At 66.0% G+C, this 24,343-nt stretch carries 16 protein-coding genes and 3 pseudogenes; 12 read left to right on the plus strand and 7 right to left on the minus strand.

The window, feature by feature from the left end; all coding sequences use genetic code 11:
• Positions 1 to 28: 28 nt before the first annotated feature.
• From G6N20_RS20835 to G6N20_RS00505, 4 genes and pseudogenes are all read right to left on the minus strand, one after another.
• A pseudogene (locus G6N20_RS20835) lies at positions 29 to 4,786 on the minus strand (PPE domain-containing protein).
• Positions 4,787 to 4,978: 192 nt separating this feature from the next.
• Positions 4,979 to 6,711 (minus strand): annotated as a pseudogene (locus tag G6N20_RS00495) (DUF4185 domain-containing protein).
• Positions 6,712 to 6,765: 54 nt separating this feature from the next.
• Positions 6,766 to 7,842 (minus strand): NAD(P)H-dependent amine dehydrogenase family protein, encoded by a 1,077-nt coding sequence (locus G6N20_RS00500; RefSeq protein WP_083052233.1) that lies wholly within the window; start codon positions 7,840 to 7,842, stop codon positions 6,766 to 6,768.
• Positions 7,843 to 7,861: 19 nt separating this feature from the next.
• Complete coding sequence (locus G6N20_RS00505) at positions 7,862 to 8,653, minus strand: SDR family oxidoreductase (RefSeq protein WP_083052231.1); 792 nt, start codon at positions 8,651 to 8,653, stop codon at positions 7,862 to 7,864.
• Positions 8,654 to 8,994: 341 nt separating this feature from the next.
• Between G6N20_RS00505 and pstS (G6N20_RS00510) the strand changes: the two genes are divergently transcribed.
• From pstS (G6N20_RS00510) to pstA, 3 genes are read left to right on the plus strand one after another with little or no spacing between them, the layout of a single operon-like run.
• Positions 8,995 to 10,101 (plus strand): phosphate ABC transporter substrate-binding protein PstS, encoded by a 1,107-nt coding sequence (pstS, locus tag G6N20_RS00510; protein ID WP_083052228.1) that lies wholly within the window; start codon positions 8,995 to 8,997, stop codon positions 10,099 to 10,101.
• 21 nt (positions 10,102 to 10,122) lie between these two features.
• Entirely contained in the window at positions 10,123 to 11,097 is a 975-nt protein-coding gene (gene pstC, locus G6N20_RS00515) for a phosphate ABC transporter permease subunit PstC (protein WP_083052225.1), read from the plus strand.
• On the plus strand, positions 11,094 to 11,996 hold the full coding sequence (gene pstA / locus G6N20_RS00520) for a phosphate ABC transporter permease PstA (protein ID WP_083052222.1): 903 nt from the start codon (positions 11,094 to 11,096) through the stop codon (positions 11,994 to 11,996). Before pstC ends, pstA begins: the two co-directional genes overlap by 4 nt.
• 33 nt (positions 11,997 to 12,029) lie before the next feature.
• Here the strand turns inward: pstA and G6N20_RS00525 are convergent, their stop codons facing one another.
• From G6N20_RS00525 to ku, 3 genes are all read right to left on the minus strand, one after another.
• On the minus strand, positions 12,030 to 14,126 hold the full coding sequence (locus tag G6N20_RS00525) for a serine/threonine-protein kinase PknD (RefSeq protein WP_083052210.1): 2,097 nt from the start codon (positions 14,124 to 14,126) through the stop codon (positions 12,030 to 12,032).
• Positions 14,127 to 14,491: 365 nt separating this feature from the next.
• Entirely contained in the window at positions 14,492 to 15,598 is a 1,107-nt protein-coding gene (pstS, locus tag G6N20_RS00530; RefSeq protein WP_083052209.1) for a phosphate ABC transporter substrate-binding protein PstS, read from the minus strand.
• A gap of 46 nt (positions 15,599 to 15,644) precedes the next feature.
• The gene (ku, locus tag G6N20_RS00535; protein ID WP_083052208.1) at positions 15,645 to 16,502 is read right to left on the minus strand and encodes a non-homologous end joining protein Ku; all 858 of its coding nucleotides are present in this window, start codon (positions 16,500 to 16,502) and stop codon (positions 15,645 to 15,647) included.
• Positions 16,503 to 16,779: 277 nt separating this feature from the next.
• Here ku and G6N20_RS00540 point away from each other — a divergent pair.
• From G6N20_RS00540 to G6N20_RS00580, 9 genes and pseudogenes are all read left to right on the plus strand, one after another.
• Positions 16,780 to 17,853 (plus strand): annotated as a pseudogene (locus G6N20_RS00540) (13E12 repeat family protein); the annotation flags it as partial.
• 8 nt (positions 17,854 to 17,861) lie between these two features.
• Positions 17,862 to 19,316 carry a recombinase family protein gene (locus G6N20_RS00545; RefSeq protein ID WP_232065397.1) on the plus strand — a complete coding sequence of 485 codons (1,455 nt, stop codon included), beginning with the start codon at positions 17,862 to 17,864 and terminating at the stop codon, positions 19,314 to 19,316.
• Entirely contained in the window at positions 19,307 to 19,807 is a 501-nt protein-coding gene (locus tag G6N20_RS00550) for a hypothetical protein (RefSeq protein ID WP_232065398.1), read from the plus strand. Before G6N20_RS00545 ends, G6N20_RS00550 begins: the two co-directional genes overlap by 10 nt.
• Positions 19,808 to 20,116: 309 nt before the next feature.
• Positions 20,117 to 20,506, plus strand: coding sequence for a DUF2742 domain-containing protein (locus G6N20_RS00555; RefSeq protein ID WP_083052486.1), 390 nt, complete (start codon positions 20,117 to 20,119; stop codon positions 20,504 to 20,506).
• Position 20,507: 1 nt separating this feature from the next.
• Entirely contained in the window at positions 20,508 to 21,770 is a 1,263-nt protein-coding gene (locus tag G6N20_RS00560) for an ATP-binding protein (protein ID WP_179961500.1), read from the plus strand.
• 528 nt (positions 21,771 to 22,298) lie between these two features.
• The gene (locus tag G6N20_RS00565; RefSeq protein ID WP_163662673.1) at positions 22,299 to 22,703 is read left to right on the plus strand and encodes a hypothetical protein; all 405 of its coding nucleotides are present in this window, start codon (positions 22,299 to 22,301) and stop codon (positions 22,701 to 22,703) included.
• Positions 22,700 to 23,032 carry a toxin gene (locus tag G6N20_RS00570; protein WP_083052492.1) on the plus strand — a complete coding sequence of 111 codons (333 nt, stop codon included), beginning with the start codon at positions 22,700 to 22,702 and terminating at the stop codon, positions 23,030 to 23,032. Before G6N20_RS00565 ends, G6N20_RS00570 begins: the two co-directional genes overlap by 4 nt.
• Before the next feature lie 303 nt (positions 23,033 to 23,335).
• Positions 23,336 to 23,758 (plus strand): P27 family phage terminase small subunit, encoded by a 423-nt coding sequence (locus G6N20_RS00575; RefSeq protein ID WP_232065556.1) that lies wholly within the window; start codon positions 23,336 to 23,338, stop codon positions 23,756 to 23,758.
• A gap of 48 nt (positions 23,759 to 23,806) precedes the next feature.
• Positions 23,807 to 24,340, plus strand: a complete 534-nt coding sequence (locus tag G6N20_RS00580) for an HK97 family phage prohead protease (RefSeq protein ID WP_083052499.1) — start codon at positions 23,807 to 23,809, stop codon at positions 24,338 to 24,340.
• Positions 24,341 to 24,343 lie beyond the last annotated feature (3 nt).

Raw genomic sequence — 24,343 nt, forward strand, 5'->3', positions numbered from 1 at the left:
CGTGTGCCGTCCGACACGACCTGATGGGTTACGGCGCGCCGCCTCGGAAGAACCCTGACAGGTTGTTGCCGATGTTTGCGAAGCCCGACACCACACTGGCCACCGCAAACGGCAGGGCGCCTGTGTTGGCGAAGCCGGACACACCGCTGCCCAGATTGGAAAAGCCCGAGGATAGCCCACCAAAGTTCTGGTAGCCCGAGCCGCCCATCAGCCCTGCCGGGTTTGTGTTGAACCAACCCGAGAGCCCCGAACCGTTATTGCCGAAGCCTGAGTTGCTGCCTGGGCCGGAGTTGAAGAAGCCCGACGATGGCGCGGAGCTTGAGTTGAGATAGCCAGGGCCGCCGGGGAGAGCGAATCCGCCGATGGTGGTGCTGGGCAGGTGGATGCTCGGGATGGTGAGCGGGGGTGTGGTGAATGCCGCCACGCCGATTGGCGGAATGGTGAGCGGTGGGGTGCTGATGGGTGGGGTGGTGATCTGCGGCAGGGTGAAGCCGCCGACGGCGATGGGGTCGATGGTGAAGGGTGGGGTGCTGATGGGTGGGGTGGTGATCTGCGGCAGGGTGAAGCCGCCGACGGCGATGGGGTCGATGGTGAAGGGTGGGGTGCTGATGGGTGGGGTGGTGATTTGGGGCAGGGTGAAGCCGCCGACGGCGATGGGGTCGATGGTGAAGGGTGGGGTGCTGATGGGTGGGGTGGTGATCTGCGGCAGGGTGAAGCCGCCGACGGCGATGGGGTCGATGGTGAAGGGTGGGGTGCTGATGGGTGGGGTGGTGATTTGGGGCAGGGTGAAGCCGCCGACGGCGATGGGGTCGATGGTGAAGGGTGGGGTGGTGATGGGTGGGGTGGTGATTTGGGGCAGGGTGAAGCCGCCGACGGCGATGGGTCGATGGTGAAGGGTGGGGTGGTGATGGGTGGGGTGGTGATTTGGGGCAGGGTGAAGCCGCCGACGGCGATGGGGTCGATGGTGAAGGGTGGGGTGGTGATGGGTGGGGTGGTGATCTGCGGCAGGGTGAAGCCGCCGACGGCGATGGGTCGATGGTGAAGGGTGGGGTGGTGATGGGTGGGGTGGTGATCTGCGGCAGGGTGAAGCCGCCGACGGCGATGGGGTCGATGGTGAAGGGTGGGGTGCTGATGGGTGGGGTGGTGATCTGCGGCAGGGTGAAGCCGCCGACGGCGATAGGGTCGATGGTGAAGGGTGGGGTGCTGATGGGTGGGGTGGTGATCTGCGGCAGGGTGAAGCCGCCGACGGCGATGGGGTCGATGGTGAAGGGTGGGGTGCTGATGGGTGGGGTGGTGATCTGCGGCAGGGTGAAGCCGCCGACGGCGATGGGGTCGATGGTGAAGGGTGGGGTGCTGATGGGTGGGGTGGTGATCTGCGGCAGCGTGAACCCGCCGACGCCTATCGAGTTGATTGTCAGCGGCGGCGTGGTGATCTCGGGCGTGGTGATTTGGGGCAGGGTGAACCCCCCGGTACCGATCGAACCGATGGTCAGCGGCGGGGTGACGATTTCGGGCGTGGTGATCTGCGGCAGGGTGAAGCCGCCGACGCCGATCGGATCGATGGTGAACGCCGGCGTGGTGATCGCCGGGATGGTGATCTCGGGAAGGGCGAACCCCTCGGTCGCGATCGGGTCGATGTCGAACGCCGGCGTGGTGATCGTCGGGGTCGTGATCTGCGGAAGGCTGAAGCCGTCGACGTGGATGGCCGGGACGTCGATCCCGGGAATGGTGAAGGCGGGAAGAGTGAATGGGTTGACGACGATGGGGACGGTCAATTGCCATGGGTGGATCGCCAGTGCTGGCAGGTGGAGTTCGCCGAACTGGTCGCCGATGTTGAGGCTACCGTTGATCGTGCTCGTTCCGTTAGGTATCGGCTGCAGCGCTGGTATGTTGGTGGTGAAGCTTAGAGAAAAAGGTATTGACAGATTATTGATCGTTATCTGGGGTGTGTTGATAAAGTCACTCCAGCCAATAGCGGGTAACTGGAACCCGCCCACGCTTATTTGCGGAACACCTATCGGTTGAGTATGTATCGCGGGCAGGCTAAAGCCATCGAAAGTGATACCCGCGGGTATTGACGCCTGCGGAATGACCACCGAGGGAATATGCAATCGCGGCAGACTAAATCCGCCGATGGTAGTGCCCGCGGGTATCGTCAGTGACGGAATAGTCTCGGCAGGAATTTGCAATGTAGGCAAATCAAACGCACCCACCGTAATAGGCGGGATTTCGATAGACGGAATAGTCACCGAAGGGATGGCTAGCGGCGGCAAGCTAAACGCGCCCACCGTGATACCCGCGGGTATCGTCATGGCGGGAATAGTCACCGAAGGAATCGTTAGCGGCGGCAGCGCGAAGCCGCTCACGGTGATGTTGGCCGGTGTGGTGGCGGCGGGGATGTTGAGTGCGGGCAGGGTGATGCCGGGCAGGTTGAAGGCGCCGACGGTGATGTTGGCCGGTGTGGTGGCGGCGGGGATGTTCAGTGGGGGCAGGGTGATGCCGGGCAGGTTGAAGGCGCCGACGGTGATGTTGGCCGGTGGGTGGCGGCGGGGATGTTCAGTGGGGGCAGGGTGATGCCGGGCAGGTTGAAGGCGCCGACGGTGATGTTGGCCGGTGTGGTGGCGGCGGGGATGTTCAGTGGGGGCAGGGTGATGCCGGGCAGGTTGAAGGCGCGACGGTGATGTTGGCCGGTGTGGTGGCGGCGGGGATGTTCAGTGGGGCAGGGTGATGCCGGGCAGGTTGAAGGCGCCGACGGTGATGTTGGCCGGTGTGGTGGCGGCGGGGATGTTGAGTGCGGGCAGGGTGATGCCGGGCAGGTTGAAGGCGCCGACGGTGATGTTGGCCGGTGGTGGCGGCGGGGATGTTCAGTGGGGCAGGGTGATGCCGGGCAGGTTGAAGGCGCCGACGGTGATGGGCCGGTGTGGTGGCCGCGGGATGTTCAGTGGGGCAGGGTGATGCCGGGCAGGTTGAAGGCGCCGACGGTGATGTTGGCCGGTGTGGTGGCGGCGGGGATGTTGAGTGCGGGCAGGGTGATGCCGGGCAGGTTGAAGGCGCCGACGGTGATGTTGGCCGGTGTGGTGGCGGCGGGGATGTTGAGTGCGGGCAGGGTGATGCCGGGCAGGTTGAAGGCGCCGACGGTGATGTTGGCCGGCGTGGTGGCCGCGGGGATGTTGAGTGCGGGCAGGGTGATGCCGGGCAGGTTGAAGGCGCCGACGGTGATGTTGGCCGGCGTGGTGGCCGCGGGGATGTTCAGCGGCGGCAGCGTCAACCCGGGCAGGCTGAACGCGCCCACCGTGACGTTGTCGGGTGTCGAGGCGGCCGGCAGCGACAACGGGGGCAAAGTTATCGCGGGCAGACTGAATGCGGGAACAGATATCCCCGGTATTTGCAGGGGCGGTAGCGTTAAATCGGGCGTGGTGATGGCGAAACTCAGGTTGCCCTGTCCGACGCCCCGGTAGAAGACGCCATTATTCATATCGCCCGTGTTGAATAGGCCATTATTCATGTGGCCGATGTTGAAAGCCCCGGTGTTGATATTACCGGTATTGAGGAAGCCCGTGTTAACACTGCCTATGTTTAGGGCGCCGGTATTAGATGACCCCGGATTGAAATCGCCCATGTTGTAGCTGCCGACATTAAAGCTGCCGGTGTTGGCGTTTCCGACGTTCAGCATGCCGGTGTTGAACGAGCCGGCGGAAAGGAAGCCGGTGTTGGCTTGCCCCGAGTTAAAAAGGCCGGTATTGAAATTACCCGAATTTCCAATGCCAAAATTTCCGGTGCCGGTGTTGAAGAAACCGACGTTCCCGGTGCCCGAGTTGAACAAGCCGAAATTACCGACGCCGGCGTTCAGTCCGCCGATGCCGATTTGATTGTCGCCGCTAAGACCGATCCCGATGTTGTTATTGCCAATATTTGCAAAGCCGAAATTGCCAAAGCCGGCATTGGCTAACCCGGTATTGAAGCTGCCCACGTTTGCCCAGCCCAGGTTATTGCCGCCGGCATTCCCGATACCGATGTTGTTGCTGCCAAGGTTCGCTGAGCCGACGTTGGCGCTGCCGAGGTTTCCGGAGCCGAAGTTGTAGTTGCCGAGGTTCCCGCTGCCAATGTTTCCGAGGCCGTTATTGGCGTTGCCAACATTGCCGCCGCCCACATTGGCCAGCCCAAGATTGAGGGTGGTGGCCTGGGCCGCGGCGATGGCCGCGGCCGCCTCCGTGCGCACCCCGCTCCCGAGCGCACCGAGCACCCCAGCCGGCAGGCCGCTGAGGTTCTGCAGGGGACTGACGAACGGCGCCAGAGCCGACGCCACCGCGGAGGCCCCGGCGTGGTAGGCGGCCATGGCCGAGACGTCCAGGGCCCACATCTCCTCGTAGGCGGCCTCGATCGCCGCGATCGCCGGAGCGTTTTGCCCAAACAGGTTTGACATCACCAGCGACACCAGGTCGGCGCGGTTGGCCGCGACCAGCGCCGGTCGCACCATTGCCGCCTGTACCGCCTCGAATTCGGCCACCAGGGCGCCGGCCTGGGTGGCTGCCCGCTCGGCCAGGGCCGCGGCCGTGACCAGCCAATCCGTGTAGGGGGCCGCCGCTGCCGCCATTGCCACCGATGATGGCCCCCGCCACCATTGGCCCGCCAATCCCGCCGTCAGCGAGCCAAACGAGGCCGCTGCCGAGGCCAGTTCCGTGGCCAACCCGTCCCAGGCCGCCGCAGCCCTCAGCATCGGTTCCGGCCCCGCCCCAGCGAATATCAGCGCCGAGTTGATCTCCGGCGGCAACACTGAAAAGTTCATCGCACCAACACTTTCTGTTCACGACAGACTCGTGGCGGAAAGGATAGGCGGCGATCCTGGCGGCCGTGGCCGGAATTGCCACACATCGCCGGATTTCATAGGGTCTGTAAATCTGGCGGACGCCAAGAGCTACGTCAACCCGGCTTGACCCAGCCGGACTCTGCGTTGTTTGCTACCGACAGCAGCGGTGCGCTAGCCCAGCACGGTGTGCATCAACATCACGTTGTAGGCCGACCACAGCGACAGGTTGAAGTACACATCTTTGCCGGTCGACCAGGGATGCATCATCGGCGCGTAGATGCCGCCGGGCATCTGCCAGGACGACACGAGCAGGGTCTCTGGGCTCCACGGCCCCTGCGGAGCGGGCGCGGTCCTGGCCACGACGTCGTTCGCGCCGTTGGTGTACATCGCCAGATACTGCTTCAGATAGGTGTTGTACTGGACCGACATCTCGGCCACCGGTCCCGGGATGACCGGCGTGGCCGCGTCCGGCTTGTTCGGAACCCAGGAATTCGAGTCGCCGTTCCAGTATTCGTATTTGGTGAGGTCGGGCACAAAGCGCTGGGGGACTCGGGTCAGATGCGCCGAGCCACCGCGTCCGGACGGCGTCCCGAACGAGTAGAGGTAGCCGTCGGTCGCTTTGACGAACGCCCCCATCTGGAAATTCTCGTTTCCCGGAACGAATCTGGCCCTGCCGGTGCTGTCGGGGCCGGACGCGCGGATGGTGCCGGGGTAGACTCCCCAGTTCTGGCCGTTGTCGTTGGACACCGCGATGCCCGAATAGTTGGTCGTCCATTCGCCATCTCGGCCCCAATCCCTGATGGACATGAAGTTGACGTACTGGGTTCTGCCGACGGAGATGCCGGAGGTCGGAATGATTCCCGTTTCGTTTGGCGCCCACTTGATGCTGTTGATGATCTGTTTGGAGAAGCCCGGTTGGCGCACCGGTGAGCCGGAGTACCTGTTGGCGGCGTCACCCGGCGTCACGTGGATTCCGTCGGCCAGATCGCGGTCTTGGCTGCGAAACAGCGTGTTGTAACGCCATTGGTGTTCGTTGACGGCGCAATAGCCAAAGGTGTCTCCGAAGGCCATGAGCACCTGATGGTTGGCGGGATCTCCATTGTCCCAAAGGATCCCGAGGTCGGTGCCGGAGATGCCGAAACGTTCGAGGGTTTTGTTGGGGCTGTCGGGTCCGGTCACCCACTCGGCCAGCGAGGTGGTGGCCCCCCCGAGCGCGGCGCCGGGGTCCGGTGCGGCCGCCGTCGGCGCCGGCGGCGGGGCGGCGTTGGGAACCAACTCGGTGGCATTCGGGGACGGTTGGTTGCCCGCACCCGGCGGGCTGGGCGGGAGCACACCTTCCTGATTTGGGGGCACGGTCGCCTGGCGCGGGGGCGCGGTCGCCTGGCGCGGGGGCACGGTCGCCTGCCGCGGGGGCACCGCCGATTGCTGTTGCAGCGGCGCGGAATAACGCGAACCGGGGTTAAGCAGGCCGGATATCACCGAACCCAGCTTCGGCAGCGGTGCGCGCTCATTGGCGCCGCGCGGCCGGCGCGTGGTCGGTAGCGGGACCCGCCCCGGTCCTACCGGGCCGAGCGTTGTGCCGCCGGGGTTGGTCACAATCGCGTTCGGTGGTGGCGGAGCGTTCGCAGCGTCCCCGCTGCACGGCACGGCGCCCGCCGGTGGCGCCAGCCCAATCGCACTGACAAATCCGATAGCGGCTGTCCACGCCAGCGATACCGAGACGATTCGAGGAATCGCCGACATATCACACCCTCCCCGGGCGAACGTCGCGTTGATGTCCGCAGTTGGCTGATGTGACGATAGTGATCGATGGGACTTTTGTGATTAGTGGTCCGCGGATAGGTATGCGTCCGTGACCGTGTCGCAACCCATCCGTTCCACGTCCCACCTGATCCAGCGCTCAGATCAAACGGGCGGCGCCCATACCCCGGGGTGTTCCGGGGACGGGCGGGCGACCCTCAGCCGGGCGTGTACAACCCCCGACCGGTGATCAGCGGCAAGTCGAGGGTGGTCCGGATGCCCGGCTCCGCGGCCACTACCGCCGGGATGGCGTTGACGATCCGCATCGCGGTGGCGACCAGCCCGGCGTGGTTGTGGTCGCCGCGGCGGCTGCTCAGGCAGATGTCCACGGCGTAGCAGGGTTCGCCGGTGATTTCGATGCGATACGAGCCGCCGGGCTGGGCGGGCTGCGGCCAGTCGGGGCACAGGTCCGCGCGTAACCGGGTGACGTGTTCCAGCACGACCACGGGGTCGCCATTGACCAGCCCGAACACCTCGAACCGCAGCGCGGCCGCGCTGCCCTTGGGAATGTGCCCGGACGCGATGTCGAAGTCTTCGGGCGCCGGCTCCCGCACATACACCTCGGCGACCTCGTCGAGCGAAATGCCCAGGCCCGCGGCCAGTTGACGCACCACCGATCCCCACGCCAGGCTCAGCACACCGGTTTGCAGCAGCATCGGGATCTCGTCCATCGGCTTGCCAAAACCCATCACGTCGAACATCACGACCGCGCTGTCGTAGGTGGCATAGTCCACGATCTCCATGCAGCGCACCTGCTGGATGTGCTGGCAGGTGCCGGCCAGCGCTAACGGCAGCAAGTCGTTGGCGAAACCCGGATCGATACCGTTGACGTAAAGACTTGAATTACCCTCGCGTGCAGCCTCTTCCAAAGGTTGGATGAGCTCCTCGGGGATGACCTGCCATGGGTACTGCAAGAACACCGGGCCGCTGCCAACGACATTGATCCCGGCCGCCAGGATACGACGGTAGTCGTCCAGTGCCTCCGGCAGGCGATTGTCGGCCATCGCGGTGTAGACCGCGCACCGCGGCCCGGTGGCCAGCACCGCGTCCAGATCGGTGCTGGCCTGCACGCCGGTCGAATCCGCAAGCCCGGCAAGCTCTGCGGCGTCCTTGCCGGCCTTGGCGTCCGATGACACCCAGACGCCGGTGAGCTCGAACTGTGGGTTGGTGATCAGTGCCCGCAGGGCGTGGACGCCGACGTTGCCGGTGCCGAGCTGGACGACGGGTATTGCCATGACAAGCTCCTTGGCGCTCTCACAGGTCCGGAATGGGGAGGGCGAGGTTGGGGAAGGTGAGGCCGCCGTCGACCTCCAACGTCTTGCCGGTCAAAAAGCTGCCCGCCGGGGACGCCAAATACACTGCAGCGGCGGCGATGTCGATGGGATCGCCAAGCCGGCGCAGGGGTGTCGCGCGCTCCATCGGCGTGCGCAGCTCGTCGTTGGCGGCGACCACGTCCAATGCGGAGGTGAGGATTGAGCCCGGCGCGATGGCGTTGACCCGGATGCGGGGGCACAGATCCAGCGCGGCCAGCCGGGTGTAGTGGGCCAGTGCTGCTTTGGCGGTGCCATAGGCGGCAAATCCGCGTCCGGCTAGCCGCCCCATGGTCGACGTGATGTTGATGATGCCGCCGCCGCCGGAGTGTTCGAGCATCAGCGGCACCGCCGCGACGGTCAACGCGTGCGCGGTGCCGACGTTGAACGTGAAGGCTTCCTCGAGATCTTTGGTCGAGGTGGTCAGCAGCGTGTTGGGCATGGTTCCGCCGACATTGTTGACGACGACGTCTAGTTTCCCGAACGCCTCGACGGCCTGACCGGCCAGCTGCGCGGTCACCGCGGGATGGGCCAGATCGGCGGCCACCACGTGGGCGCGACGGCCGGCGGCGCGGACCCGTTCGGCGACGGCCTCGAGCTGCGATCGGGTGCGGGAGGCGATGACGACGTCGGCGCCCGCCTCGGCAAAAGCCACCGCGATGGCCGCACCGAGGCCGCGGCCGGCGCCGGTGATGACGGCGACGTGGTCGTCGAGACGGAACCTGTCGAGGATCACCGCGACCTCGTTTCAGTTGCCGGCCGAGACGGCGGCGGTCCTCGTCGTCCCGGCTGAGAGATTTCTGTAACAGGTTCTAGTTTGTCACACGGGCCGGGGAATGTAACGCCTGGCGACGTTGCACCGAGGCGCACCGTGTGCCCCAGCCGGATATCTGTTTCAATTCAGGGGCCGGGAACTCGACCACACGATGTCGGCCGGCAATGGCGGCATCAACCGTTCTATCGGAGGTTACTTGTTGTTCAATGTAGCTTCACGGCTGCGAGGGAACCTGCTGGTTGGCGGGCCGCGGCCGTACGGATGGCGGCGAAGTTGTCTCACCTCTACCGTTAGGAACTGAATTGAAACTCAACCGATTTGGGGCCGCACTGGGCGCCCTGGCTGCTGGTGCACTGGTCTTATCGGCGTGTGGCAGCGACAACACCGCAAGTGGGGGAAGCAGATCGGGCCACAGCGACGTAAGTTGCGGCGGCAAGAAGGTCCTCAAGGCCAGCGGGTCCACCGCCCAGGCCAACGCGATGACCCGGTTCGTCAAGGCCTTCGAGGAGGCCTGCCCGGGGCAGACGCTGAACTACACGGGTAACGGCTCCGGCGCCGGGATTAGCGAATTCAACGGCAACCAAACCGATTTCGGCGGCACGGATGTACCCCTGAGCAAGGACGAGGCCGCGGCGGCGCAGCAGCGCTGCGGCGGTTCGCCGGCCTGGAACCTGCCGGTGGTGTTCGGCCCCATCGCGGTCACCTACAACATCGGCGGCGTCAGTTCGCTGAACCTGGATGGCCCCACGCTGGCGAAGATCTTCAGCGGCGTCGTCACCAACTGGGATGATCCGTCGATCCAGGCCCTGAACGCCGGCGGCAAGCTGCCCGCGGGACCGATTCACGTGGTGTTCCGCAGCGACGAGTCCGGCACCACCGACAACTTCCAGCGATACCTTCAGGCCGCCTCCAACGGCGCATGGGACAAGGGCACCGGCAAGGCGTTCAAAGGCGGTGTCGGCGAAGGGGCCAAGGGCAACGACGGCACGTCGGCGGCCATCAAGAACACCGAAGGGTCGATCACCTACAACGAGTGGTCGTTCGCCCAGGCGCAGCGGCTGAACATGGCCAACATCGTCACGTCGGCCGGCCCGGAGGCGGTGGCGATCGGCACCGAGTCGGTGGGAAAAACCATTGCCGGGGCCACGATCACCGGACAGGGTAATGACCTGGTGATCGACACGGACTCGTTCTATCGGCCGACGCAGCCCGGCTCCTACCCGATCGTGTTGCCCACCTATGAGGTCGTCTGCTCGAAGTATCCAGACGCCCAGGTCGGCACCGCCGTGAAGGCCTTCCTGCAAAGCACTATCGGCGCCGGTCAGAATGGCTTGGCGGAGAACGGCTATATCCCCATCCCGGACTCGTTCAAGTCGAGATTGTCGACCGCGGTCAACGCCATCTCCTGATCCGGGGTCTCCGAGGTCGACGTGGTCACCGAACCGCTGGCAAAATCTGCGCTAGTGGCGGTCGACGCGCGCGCGTCGCGGCGGGCGGACCGGCTGTTCAAGTGGGCCGCGTCCGCCGCCGGCTCGACGATCGTGATCGCGATCGTGCTGATCGCGATATTCCTGTTGATCCGCGCCATCCCGTCACTGCGCGCCAACCATGCGAATTTCTTCACCAGCGCCGAATTCAACACCGCCGACGACGAGAAGCTGGCGTTTGGTATCCGCGACCTGTTCATGGTCACGGCGCTGAGTTCGATCACCGCCTTGGTGTTGGCCGTGCCGGTTGCCGTCGGGATCGCGGTGTTTCTCACCCAGTATGCGCCAAGAAGACTGTCCCGGCCGTTCGGTGCGATGGTCGATCTGCTGGCCGCGGTGCCGTCGATCATCTTCGGGCTGTGGGGAATCTTCGTGCTGGCGCCGAAGATTGAGCCGCTCGCGCGGTTTCTCAACCGCAACCTGAATTGGTTGTTCCTGTTCAAGCAGGGCAACGTGTCACTGGAAGGCGGGGGAACGATCTTCACCGCCGGGATCGTGCTCGCGGTGATGATCCTGCCGATCGTGACGTCGGTATCCCGAGAAGTGTTCCGACAGACGCCGCTGATCCAGATCGAGGCCGCGCAGGCGCTGGGCGCGACAAAATGGGAGGTGGTGCGGATGACCGTGCTGCCGTTCGGTCGTAGTGGTGTCATCGCGGCGTCGATGCTGGGCCTGGGCCGCGCACTGGGTGAAACGGTGGCGGTGCTGATCATCCTGCGGTCGGCCGCCCGCCCGGGAAACTGGTCGCTGTTCGACGGCGGTTACACGTTTGCCTCCAAGATCGCTTCGGCGGCTTCCGAGTTCAGCGAGCCGTTGCCGACCGGCGCCTACATCTCAGCGGGATTTGCCCTGTTCATCCTGACGTTCGTGGTCAACGCGATCGCCCGCTCGATCGCTGGCGGGAAGGTCAACGGATGACCGCCGACGCGCTTGACATGCCGGTCAAAGCGGAGGTGTTCCGCCCGTTAAGCCTTTGGCGCCGAATCAAAAACGACGTCGCGACGACGCTGTTCTTCACCTCGTTCGCCATTGCGTTGGTACCGCTGGTGTGGCTGCTGTGGGTGGTGATCGCGCGAGGCTGGTATGCCGTCACCCGGTCGCAATGGTGGACCCTTTCGCTGCGCGGCGTGCTGCCCGAGGAGTTCGCCGGCGGCGTCTACCACGCCCTGTACGGGACGGTGGTGCAAGCCGGGGTGGCGGCCCTGCTGGCCGTGCCGCTGGGCTTGATGACCGCGGTGTATCTGGTGGAATACGGCACCGGCCCAATGGCCCGGGTGACCACGTTTATGGTCGATGTGCTCGCCGGGGTGCCGTCGATCGTGGCGGCGCTGTTCGTCTTCAGCCTGTGGATCGCCACCCTGGGGTTTCAGCAGAGCGCCTTTGCCGTGTCGCTGGCGTTGGTGCTGCTGATGTTGCCGGTGGTGGTGCGGTCCGCCGAGGAAATGCTTCGGCTGGTGCCCGACGAACTCCGAGAAGCCAGCTACGCGTTGGGCGTTCCGAAATGGAAGACGGTGGTGCGGATCGTTGTCCCCATAGCGATGCCGGGCATCGTGTCCGGCGTGTTGTTGTCGATCGCGCGGGTCATCGGCGAAACCGCGCCGGTGTTGGTGTTGGTCGGGTACAGCCGCTCGATTAACCTCGACATCTTCAACGGCAACATGGCGTCGCTGCCGCTGCTGATCTACACCGAACTCACCAACCCCGAACACGCCGGCTTCCTGCGCATCTGGGGTGCGGCGCTGACCCTGATCATCATCGTGGCCGTGATCAATCTGCTCGCCGCGGCGGTTCGCTTTGCGGCCGCCCGGTGGCGCTGAGCCGTCGGCGACCCGGCCGGGCGGCTCGGCCGGTCAGCGTTGCGCGAGCTTGAGCACCCGGCCATTGCCGCGGTCGGCGACGTAGACGTTCCCCTTCGTGTCGACGGCCACCGACAGCGGCGTGTTGAGCCCGGTGAACGGCAGCTCGATCGGGGCGGACGCCCCGGGCGCCAACTTCACCACCTTGTTGTCGTCGTGTTCGGTGACGTAGATGTTGCCGGCGCCGTCCACCGCGATCCCCCACGGGGCGGCGAGGCCGGCGAACGGCAGCACCGTTTGGTTGTTGGTTCCCGCGTCCAGCCTGAGCACCCTGTTGTTGTCGGTGTCGGTGACATAGACGTTGCCGTCGGCGTCGACGGCCACCCCGTCGGGATTCTTCAGGCCGTTGAACGGCAGCACGGTTTGGGTGCTCGCGCCGGCCTCCACCTTCACCACCCGGTTGTTGCCCCGGTCGGCGACATACACGTTGCCCTGGGTGTCCACCGCTATGCCCTCGGGGTAGTTGAGGCCCTGAAACGGCAGCTCCACTTGATTGTTCGAACCGGCGGCCAGCGCCACCACCCGGTTGTTGAAGTCGGTGACGTAGATCTTGCCGGAGCTGTCGACCGCCACCCCCTGTGGCTCGTAGAGCCCGGTGAACGGCTTCACGGTCGGTGTGCTGGATCCCGGGGCCAACGCCACCACTCGGCCGTACATCGTTTGATTGGTGATGTAGACCGTGCCGGCATCGTTCACGGCCACCGCGCCGGGTGACAGGCGGAAGTTGAGGCCGTTGAATGGCAGCACGATTTGTCCCGATGCCTGCGTGTCGGAGCCCTTGGGCCGGGTCATCACGAAGGCGGTGATTCCGGCGACGGTGAGAAGGACGACCGCGGCGACGGCGCCGACGATCCATAACGTCCGCCTGTTGCGGGGCGGGCCAATCGGATGGGGCTGGGACGGTTGACCGAAACTCGGCGGGCCCGGTGAGCCGACCGAGGTCGGGATCCCAGGCTGGCTGGGCCAGCCGCCGGGGACGGCGACGGGGGCGGCCTGTGTCCACTGGTCGGATGTGCCCGGGGTGGACCGCCATCCGCCGTTGCTGGCCGGCACGGGCCGAGCCATGGTGTCGTCGTCGGTGCGATAGTGCCGTGACGGCATGGCGGCCGGCGGAGTCTGCTGGGTCAGCGGTTGGGGACCCGAGCCGGTGTAGTTGGTCCACCCGCCAGCAAGACCCGAACCGACGGCCGGGGCCATCAGGGTGGCATTGTCGCCCTGCCGCAAGATGGTGGCTTCTTGGCGCTGCTCGGGCATGCTGAGCGCATCGTGGGCGGCCAGGGCCAGGTCGCCGGCGCTGATATAGCGGTCGGACGGGTTCTTGGCCATGCCTTTGGCGATGACCTGATCCAACGCCGTCGGAACCCGACCGGGCCGAAGCACGCTGGGTCGCGGGGCGGGTTCCGTCAGGTGCGCGGCGATCAACCGTTCGACGCTGTCGGCGCGATACGGCGGTGTCCCGGTCAGACACTCGCCCAGGACGCAGGCCAGCGCATAGATATCGGCGCGGTAGGTGACCTCGTCGTCGGTGAACCGTTCCGGAGCCATGTAGTTGTAGGTGCCCACGGCCATCCCCCTTTGGGTCAGCCCCGGGTCGGCGGCGCCACGGGCGATGCCGAAGTCCATCAGGTAGGCAAAGTCGTTGTTGGCGACGAGGATGTTTTCCGGCTTGACGTCGCGGTGGGTAATGCCGTTCGCGTGCGCGGCGTCGAGTGCCGCGGCGACCTGGCGCACGATGGCGACCGTGCGCGCCGGGGACAGCGGACCGTACTGCGTCAGCATCGAGCGCAACGAGATGCCGTCGATGAGGCGCATCTCCACGTAGAACTGCCCGTCGATGTCGCCGTAGTCGTGGATCGGCACGACGTGCGGCTCGGTCAGCCGTCCGGCGATGTCGGCCTCGCGGCGCATTCGCTCCCGAAACGTCGGGTTGTCGGAGTATTGCGTCGAGATCAGTTTCAGCGCCACCACCCGGTGCTTGCGGGTGTCCTCGGCCTCATAAACCTCGCCCATCCCGCCGCGGCCAATCAGGCGCACCAGGTGGTAGGGCCCAAAGCGGGAACCCACCCGCGAACCGGGCCCGATGTCGCTCACCACCGACGCTCCCTTCGCCCGGCCACCCGATGCCGCCGGCCGGAACCGGCCCCGGCCGCCTTCGCCCGGGAGCCAGCAGCGCCGCCGTCTGAACGGATCGTTAAGTAACGGTAAATCCTCAAAGAGCCGACATACAACAACATCGCGTCACTCACAGCAAATTCTGAATTAAAACGCCCGCGCCGCCGGGGCAGGCCTTTGCGCCGGTTTCCCGCGGGCCGCCTCGGCGGCATCTTGTACAAGCCAAAGTCGCTTGGGCCCTCCGGCATTCGGCGACGTTACGGAACCGCTAGCCCCGCAACGAGTTCCGTCCGCACCTCTGGGTCCGAGGCCCACTTGATGGCCGCGGCTATGGTGGCGCTCACTCACTGAATGGCATTCACCACCGGGATCAATTTCGCTTGGAACGCAGCGGGCAGCGGAATGTAGCCGTACTCGTCCAGGCCAATCTGGCCGTCACCAATTGTGGCCTGCATGAACGCTTTTACCGCTGTGCCGGTGGGGGCGTCCGGATATTTCGAGCAGACGATCTCGTAGGTCACCAAGACGATCGGATAGGCACCGGCCTGCGTCGGCCGATAGAACGACGACGTGTCCACCACCATGTCGTTGCCCTCGCCCTTGAACGTGGCCCCGGCGATCGTCCTACCGACGGTTTCGGCGGTGATCGACACCGGGGTGGGGCCCGCCGATGTCACGATCTGGGCCATGCTCAGCTGGTGGCCCACGGCAAACGACCATTCGTTGTAGGTGATCGAGCCGTTGGTGCGCTTCATGGCCTGCGAGGTGCCGTCATTTCCGATGGCCGCTTCGCCGACACCTCCGTTGAACGTCTGGCCGGCGCCTTTACCCCAGGCTCCGTTGGATGCGGCGTCAAGATATTTCTGGAAGTTGTCTGTGGTACCGGATTGGTCGCCGCGGAAGACGACGTGGATCGGGGTCGGCGGCAGGTCGCTGTTCGGGTTGAGCGCCTTGATCGCGGGGTCGTCCCACGCGGTGATGGCGCCGTTGAAAATTCTTGCCGCCGTGGGCCCATCCAGCACGAGTGAACTCACGCCGTTGATGTTGTAGGTGATCGCGATGGGGCCGAACACCACCGGAAGGTCCCACGCCGGCGACCCGCAGCGCTCCGCAGCCCGGTCGGGCTCACCCTTGGTCGGATCCATCGGCGTGTCGGAGCCCGCTAGATCGGTCTGATTGTTGAGGAACGCCTTCATTCCCGCGCCCGAGCCGTTCGCGTTGTAGTCCAGTGTGTAGCCAGGGCAGGCATGGATGTAGGCGTAGACGAACTGTTCAATCGCGTGCTTTTGTGCGGTCGAGCCGGCGGCCAAGAGCTTCTTCTTGCCGCCGCAATTCACCGTGGGGGCGCTGGATCCAGGCGACGATGCGGTGTTGCTTGACTGGCCGCCGCAGGCCGATAACACCAGCGCGCTGGCCGCGAGCAGCGCGGCGCCAGATCGAGTGAACCTCATCGAACTCCTCCTATGAAGACCTGTGGCGTTGGGATTTCGGCGCTGCCTAGGCCCCGCCTTTTTTGGCCGGCGTCTTGTTGGCGGTCGTCTTTTTCGCCGACTCTGCGCCATCGCCGGAGCGTGCTCGCAGGCTGGCCTCCAGCTTGGCCAGCAGGTCGGCGACGTCCTCGCTTTCATCCAGCTCCGTCGGCTGCTCTTCGACGGTAAACGCTTGCCCACCTTCGAGCTTGGCGTCGATCAGCTCTTGCAGCTGTTGCTGGTAGTTGTCGTGGTAGCGGTCCGGGTTGAAGTCATCGGCCATCGACTCCACCACCTGGCCGGCCATTTTGAGCTCCGCCGGTTTGATCTCCACTTTCTTGTCCAGCACTGGGAAGTCGGGGTCGCGGATCTCGTCGGGCCACAACAGGGTGTGCACCACCATTACGGCACGCTTGCCGAAATCCTTGACCCGCAATGCCGCCAGCCGGGTCTTGTTGCGCAGCGTGAAATGCACGATCGCCATCCGGTCGGTTTCGGCGAGTGTCTTGGCCAGCAGCACATACGATTTGGACGATTTCGAGTCAGGCTCCAAGAAATAGCTGCGATCGAACATCATCGGGTCGACATCGCTGGCCGGGACGAACTCCAGCACTTCGATTTCGCGGCTGCGCTCTTCGGGCAGGGTGGCGATGTCATCGTCGGTGATCACCACCATTCGGCCGTCGTCGGATTGGTAGGCGCGGGCGAGGTCACCGTATTCCACGACCTCACCACACACCTCGCAGACGCGCTTGTAGCGGATGCGCCCATTGTCCTTGGCGTGCACCTGATGGAACCTGATGTCGTGGTCCTCGGTGGCGCTGTACACCTTGACCGGCACGTTCACCAGCCCAAAGGCGATCGAGCCTTTCCAGATGGAGCGCATGCAGCCAGTATGCCCATAACATCGGCGTTGGTCGCCGATGCCCGCCGGAAGCAACCTCGGTCGCCGCAACGGCTCGCGGGCATCGGCGACCCGCTGACGAAAACCGGCGTCTTTTGCCGACCCGTCTCATGTTGCTGGGCGTCCTGGCGCCGCTCCGGCTCCCGGCCGCTGAAGCCGGCCCTTCTAACACCAATGGCCACTGAATTCACCTGCACAACATCGGATTTACCCTGTGCGCGTTGTGGCACGCGCCGGCCAACCGTGATAGTATTCGAACATGCATTCGAGTAGCCGGGAGGAGGTTGTCGCGGTGTTCGACGCCCTCGACGCCGCCCTGGGTCGGGCGCTGGAGTTGTCGATCGAGGTGTTGACCACCCCCGAGTGCCTGGCCATGCTGGAACGCTGCGAAACCCTGCGCCGCCGCCTGCCCGCCGTCGAGCACCCGTTCATCAACAAGCTCGCCGACCAGGCCGACCCGAGCGAACTGGGCGGCAAACTCCCCTTTGCGCTGGCCGAGCGGTTGCGCATCACCCGCGGCGAGGCAGCCCGGCGCATCGGCGAGGCCGCCGAGCTGGGGCCGCGGCGGGCGCTGACCGGAGAGGTGTTGCCGCCGCTGCTGACGGCCACCGCCGAAGCCCAACGCGCCGGGCGTCTCGGACCCGACCATGTGCGGATCATCCGCTCCTTCCTGCACCAGCTGCCCAGCGGGGTGGACCTGCCCACCCGGGAGAAAGCCGAAGCCGAACTGGCTCAGTTGGGTGGCCGGTTTCGGCCCGACCAGCTGCACAAGCTGGCCGCCAAACTCGCCGACTGCCTCAACCCCGACGGCAATTTCAGCGACACCGACCGGGCCCGCCGCCGCGGCATCATCCTCGGCAAGCAGGGCGCCGACGGCATGTCGGCGATCACCGGCTACCTGACCCCCGAAGCCCGCGCCACCCTCGATGCCGTGCTGGCCAAGCTGGCCGCCCCCGGCATGGCCAACCCCGCCGACCCCACCCCCTGCGTGAGTGGCACCCCGTCACAGGCCGCCATCGACGCCGACACCCGCAGCGCCGCCCAGCGCAACCACGACGGCCTGCAGGCCGGGCTGCGGGCGCTGCTGTGCTCGGGGGAGCTGGGCCAACACAACGGGCTGCCCGCGGCGATCATCGTGTCCACCAGCCTGGCCGAGTTGCAATCGGCTGCCGGGCACGCGCTCACCGGCGGGGGCAGTCTGCTGCCGATGAGTGATGTGATCCGGCTGGCCGCCCACGCCCACCACTACCTGCGCATCTTTGACCACGGCCGCGAGCTGGCGCTGTATCACACCAAGCGGCTGGCCTCCCCGGCCCAGCGAATCGTGTTGTACGGCGGCGGATGTTTCGGCAATACACTGCTAGACTACGCTGTGTGAGAGCTGCGGTCTATACCCGAATCTCCAACGATCCGAGGTTGCAGGGACTCGGCGTCGAGCGCCAGCTCGAAGACCTGCTCACCCTGGCCGACCAGCGCGGATACACCGTGGTGGCTCGCTTCGACGACAACGACATCTCGGCGTTCAGCGGCAAAACCCGGCCCGGCTTCGAAGCTCTGCTGAAAGCGATGGCCGCCCGGGAGTTCGACGTCCTGCTGGCCTGGCACCCCGACCGGCTCTGCCGATCCATGCGCGACCTGGAACGACTCATCGAAACAGCCGACGCGGGCAAGGTCGCCATCCACACCGTCCAAGGCGGCGACCTGGACCTGGCCACATCGGCCGGGCGGATGGTAGCCCGCATCCTCGGCTCGGTGGCCCGCCAGGAATCCGAGCACACGTCCGAGCGCCGCGTCCGCGCGAACCGCCAGAAAGCCGAACAGGGCCGCTGGCAGACCGCCAACAGGCCCTTCGGCTACACCATGGACGGGAAGCCTTTCGAGCCGGAAGCGTCCGCCTACCGGCAGGCCGTCACCGACGTGCTCGCCGGCAAATCCATCAAACAGGTTGCCCGAGAGTGGAATACGGCCGGGTTGAAAACCACGCTGGCGGGCCGAAAGCAAACATACAACGGCAGCCGGTTCACCGTCACCGGCAGGTGGGCGGCGCCGCGGGTGCGCCGGCTGCTGGTCAACCCGCGCTACGCCGGGCTGAAAACCTATCGCGGCAAGGTGATCGGTCCCGGCGACTGGGAACCACTGATCGATGTCGACACCCACCGCGGCCTGGTCGCGTTCCTGACCGACCCGTCCCGGATCATCACAACCTCGTTTGAGAAAAAGCACATGGGCTCCGGGGTGTATCAGTGTGGGGTGTGCGGGTCGGCGCTGCGGCACGCGGTGTCCGGCGGGCGCAACACCGGCCAGCGTAAATACGAGTGCCGCCAGTCGAATTCGCATGTTGTGGTCAGCGGCCCGCCGCTGGACGCCTACGTGGAAACCATTGTTTTGGGCTGGCTCAGCCGGCCGGAGACCCGGCAGCGGCTCACCGCCATGCTGGACGGCCGGCCCGCGGACATAGACAGCCTGCACGCCCGCCGCGCCGCCCTGCAGGCTCGCCTAGACGAGCTGGCCGCCCTGTTCGCCGCTGGGGACATCGACGGCAGCCAGTTGCGACGCGGCACAACCGATCTGCGGGCACAGCTAGCTGGTGTGGACAAGGTTTTAGCCGACCTGGTCCGCAAAAACCCCGCCGCCGACCTGGCCGCCGCCGGCGACCGGATTCGCGAACACTGGGGCCGGCTCGCGCCGGATTTGAAAGGAAAAGTCGTGTCAGAGATTTGCACGATCGTCGTCGACAAGGCGACGCGGAAAGGTCGCGGCTTCGACCCCGGCCGGGTTCGCGTCGAATGGCTATGACCGGCCACCCCGACATCGTTATTGTCTGCGACCACGGCCGCAAAGGTGATGGCCGCATCGAACACGAACGCTGCGACCTTGTCGCGCCGATCATTTGGGCCGACGAGGATCAGGGCTGGCTACCACAAGCTCCGGCGGTAGCGACATTCCTCGACCCCGACAACCGGCCGCGAGCCGTTGTCGGCTTGGAACCCAACAACACTCGTTTACGGCCCGGCGCGCGCCGCGACGGATGGACGCGGTCGCACTGGGAATTTCGCTGCCCGAAATACAGCACCGGGCCGAAACGGGACTGCACCCAGCCGCCGTGGCGCATCCGCAACGAGCGGCTGCAGCGGCTTTGCGACGGGCTGGCCGGCGACCCGGCGTTCGTCGCTGCTGCGGCGCAGGCGATTCCGTATGGCGTCGCGGTGCAAACCGGCGCGGTCGTTGTGACGTTGGGCGCGCTGGCGGCAATCTCGCGACACGCCGCTGAACAACGTGGCGGGTAGGTCGGATACCAGCTACTCTCTCGCAGGTAGCCGGTGTCGACTCCGGGGGGGGTTTCTCTCACCCGGAGTTGCACGCATGTCGACGACACTCGAAACAATCACAGCCGAAATCCGCCGTGTCCGCGGCGGAATTGGTGCGGACCGGTCCCGCGGCCGCCCCAACAGCCACCCTGACCTCGCGGCAAAATATCAGAGGCTTCACGGACTTCGACTCGAAAGAGCGGCCCTTGAGGCACTAGCCGCCGCACCCAGGCCCACCAACGAACAGTTGGCGCGCGTCGCGGCTCTGCTCATCGCCGGCGGTGAGCGATGACCGCCACCGCCGGCGGAGCGCCGCCGACGCGGCGATGCCCGGCCACGCCGGACCGGGCACCCGCAGACACCACAACATCTACCGCCATCGTATCATCGCGCCAGGTTAGCTGGTGGTCGGTGCATGAATTTGTCGCGCCGTTCCTGGCGGAGGTCGGCTCCTGGCCGATGGTCGGCACCGCGGCGTGGCGCCAGCTCGGCGCCGACGACCCGGCCAAGCTGGCCGCCATCTACGACGCCGCCAGGCACTGGGCCCTGCGCACTGAAACCAGCCAGCAAGCACTGGCCGACGCATCACGCGACATCGCCGCCGCCGCCGACTGGCCGGAGGTCGCTCGGGAGATTCAGCAGCGCCGCGGCGCCTACATTTCACGGGCGGGGGTGTGAGATGGCCGCCGAAAAGCGCTCCCAAGCTTCACAGCTCGTCGATATGGCGTTGATGGATTTCCAACTCGGCGTCAGCGACGACGGCCAAGCTTACGGCGCATTTCCAGATGCCCCACATGTCGCGCTGCCCCTGCGAGGCGGCAAGCTTGGCCTCCGAAACACATTGGCGCGCACATATTTTCGCCGGTTCGACGCGGCTCCGTCGGCGCAAGCGCTATCCGACGCGTGCGCCACGATAGAGGGCTTCGCGGCCGAAAAGCCGCCGCGCACACTGCATCTGCGAGTTGCCGGACACGGCGACAAGGTGTTTATCGACATGGCCGACCAGCGTGACCGGGCGATCGAGATCGGCGGCGGCACATGGCGTCTCGTATGCTCCGAGGAGCTGGCGCGGATGGCGCGTACCGCGCCGATCCCGATGTTTCGGCGCACCGAGCTGACCGCGGCCATGCCCGACCCGGTGCCTGCCGGGACTGGCGACGTTGATTTGTTGTGGAAGCACGTCAACGTGGCCCCAGAAGACCGGCCGGTGCTGTTGGCCGCGATGGTGGCCGCGCTGGTCCAGCCCGACGCACCGCATGTCATCTTGACGTTTTTGGCCGAGCACGGCTCAGCTAAAAGCACCACCGTCAAACGTGTTGTGGCGCTGATAGATCCTTCGGTTGCGCCGCTGCGGATGCCGCCCCGCGACGTCGAACAGTGGGTGGCCGCTGCGAACGGGTCTTGGGTGATTGCGATCGACAATGCGTCCTCGGTGTCGCCATGGTGGTCGGATGCGTTGTGCCGCGCGGCAACTGGTGACGCGCTGGCCAAGCGAAGGCTGTACACCGACAGCGATCTTGCGGTGCTGCGATTCCGGCGCGTCGTGTTGCTCAACGGCATTGACTTGGGCGGCTTGGCAGGGGACCTGTCGGATCGGCTCGCGCTCGTCGAGTTGAACCGCATCACCGCCGGCACCCGCCGCAGCGAAGCCGATCTCGACCCCGCGTGGGAACGCGACCACCGCGCGATTTTCGGCGGGCTGCTCGACCTGGCCGCCAAAGTGCACCAACGACTGGGCGGCACCGTCACGGTGCCCGGCGGTGCCGCGGATGGCCGATTTCGGGCGGGCGTTGGCCGTCGTCGACGAGATCGTGGGCACCGATGGATTGGCCCATTATCAGGGTCGGGCGGTCCGGTTGGCCGCCGACGGCCTCGCGGCCGACCCGTTCATCTCCGAGATTGTGGCGACCAAGTTCCGGGCCGACGGGCTGAACTCGCGTGAAATTCTCCAGGCGCTGACCCCGGATCACGACAAAGCCTGGCGGCGGCCGCGCGATTGGCCGTCAAGCGCCAGAGTCGTCACTGCCCAGCTAACGCGGAACGCTCCGGCGCTGCGGCTGCAGGGGTGGTTGGTGGAGCACGACGCGGGCCGCAACAGGGACGGGGTCACCCGGTGGGACATCACACCACCAGAGGAGGCCGGGAAATGTGACCCGCCTAACCCGCCTAACCCGTCTTCGCAGGTCAGCGGCGAAAAAACAGGCGGGTCAGACGCGGGTCAGCGGGTCAGACGCGGGCCAGGCGGGCCAGGCACGGGTTACGAGTCTTTCCCTGACCCGCCAAAAAATGGTGCTCTGACCAGCGAAAACGGGTCAGCGGGTTACGCGGGTCAAGATTTCAGGCCTTCTCTGGCCGCCCAGCCGTGCGCGTTTTGCGGCCAGCCCATGCTCGCCCCGGCATCGCTGGCACGCGGGCACTGCGAGCGCTGCCATCTCGCCGGCGCAGCAAACGCCGAACCCGGAGGTCGTCGATGACCGTCATCCACATCGCCCCGCTGCCTGGCGGCCGGCACGCGGTCCGCAGCGCCTACGACCCGACCGTGATCGCGACAATCAAGGCCGTGGTGCCGCCTTTCGCCAGAAGTTGGGATGCCCCTCGACGCCGCTGGACCGTTGCCCCGGATTGGGCCGCCCTGCTCGCCGCCGCGCTGGTCGCGGCCGGCCACCAGGTGGTCGCCGCGCCGGCGTCTGACCCGCCGCGGCAGTGCAGCAGCGGCGACTGGGCGCGCCACCTGCTTCGGGCGGTCGGACCTCACGGGTGGCCGTCGTGCATCGTGCGCTCACGCGTGCTGCACCCCGACAATACCGCGACCGGATGCCCGGTCCTGCAACGCGAATTGAATTGTGCCCGAGACGAATTGGAGGTTCATCGTTGACTAACAAGCGCTTGAAACAGCAGGCAGCCGTCGCCGCAGGGTTCCACGCCCCGCGACGGAATCGCGTTGGACGCCAACATGATTGGCCGGCCAACGTCCCGTCCGCCGAGCAGCGTCGGAGGCAGCGGCAGCGCGATTTGGAGGCCATCCGCGCGGCGCACGCCGAGGTGGTGCTGGCGCCCGAAATTCCTGACGACGCAAGCGAATTGGTGCTGTTGTCGTTGCGTTTAGACGCCGAGCAGCGGCGGCTTGAGGAGTTGATCGACGAGGACCCGCTGGGCTGGTTCGCCTTCGGCACGCTCCCCGACGAGCGCGGCAGCAAACAGTGACAATCCCAAACCCGCAGGTAGGGGGGTGGGTTGCCATCGCCAGCAACCGCCCGGCCGGACACCGCTCGGCGGGCGGCGCGTGCGCGTGCTCAGAAAACGGAATCAAAAATTTTGGAGGTGTGTGCAGTGGGAGGCAAAGGCAGCGGCCGGATTTCACGCCCGGCCAAGCTGAAACTGATCGAAGGCCGCTCGCCGGGCCACGATTCCGGCGGCCGGGCGGTTGCGCCGCCGCCGCCGTTCGAGCGCTGCGTGCCGCAAGCTCCGGCGTGGCTGACCGGGCCAGCGCTCGACGAATGGCACCGCGTGATCGCGGAACTGTCGCCGCTGGACTTACTGAAGTCGGCGGACTCGCAGGTCCTGGCGTGTTACTGTCAGGTGGTCGCGGATCACGCGGCCGCGGTGGCGACCCTCGCGGCCGAGGGCCGCGTGGTCGCCAACCCGACGACCGGGCATCAGCATCCACACCCTGCGGTGGCTGACGCCCAGCTTCGCGGGCCCAAATCCTTCAATTTGCCCGGGAATTCGGTCTCACCCCGGCAAGCGAGCAGCGGCTGGCTGCGCTGCCGGCCGACGACGACGACTCGGTCAACCCGTTTGCCCCGCAGAATGACCGGTGAAAATGAAACGGGTCGTGCTACAATTGACCTGGTCAGCTCGGTATCCGCTGACGCCGGGCAGTCGCCGCGGGGCGGCTGGAACCCGGATAGCGGTCGCCATGCGCCATAAGCGATTCCGCACGCATTCCGCGTCTGCCGCTAAGGCTGGTGACCGATTTTGAGTGGCGTCCTTTTCCGCACGGCTGAGCTGCGATCCGGCGAGGGCCGCACCGTGTACGGCATCGTGGTGCCGTACGACCAGGAAACCGTTGTCCGCGACTTCGACGGCGAATATCGGGAGCGGTTCGCTCCTGGCGCTTTTCGGCGCAGTATCGCGGAGCGCGGCCACAAAATAAAGCTGCTGGTCGCCCACGACACCCGGGCCCACTACCCAGTCGGCAAGGTTGCCGAGTTGCGCGAAGAACCCCATGGCCTGTTCGGGGCGTTCGAGATCGCGAACACCCCGGACGGCGACGAGGCTCTGAGGAATGTGGAAGCTGGTGTGGTGGACGCGTTTTCGGTTGGTTTCCGGCCGATCCGGGATCGTCGAGAGAATGGCGTGGTGGTGCGCGTCGAAGCGGCGCTGCTAGAGGTTTCCCTAACCGGCATTCCGGCTTATCCGGGTGCGCAGATCGCCGGGGTGCGCGCGGAATCGCTTGCAGTTATTTCTCGTTCGCTGGCCGAAGCTCGGTTGGCCCTGCTTGATTGGTGATCC

The sequence above is a fragment of the Mycobacterium shinjukuense genome, assembly GCF_010730055.1.
GTDB classification, from domain to species: Bacteria; Actinomycetota; Actinomycetes; order Mycobacteriales; family Mycobacteriaceae; genus Mycobacterium; species Mycobacterium shinjukuense.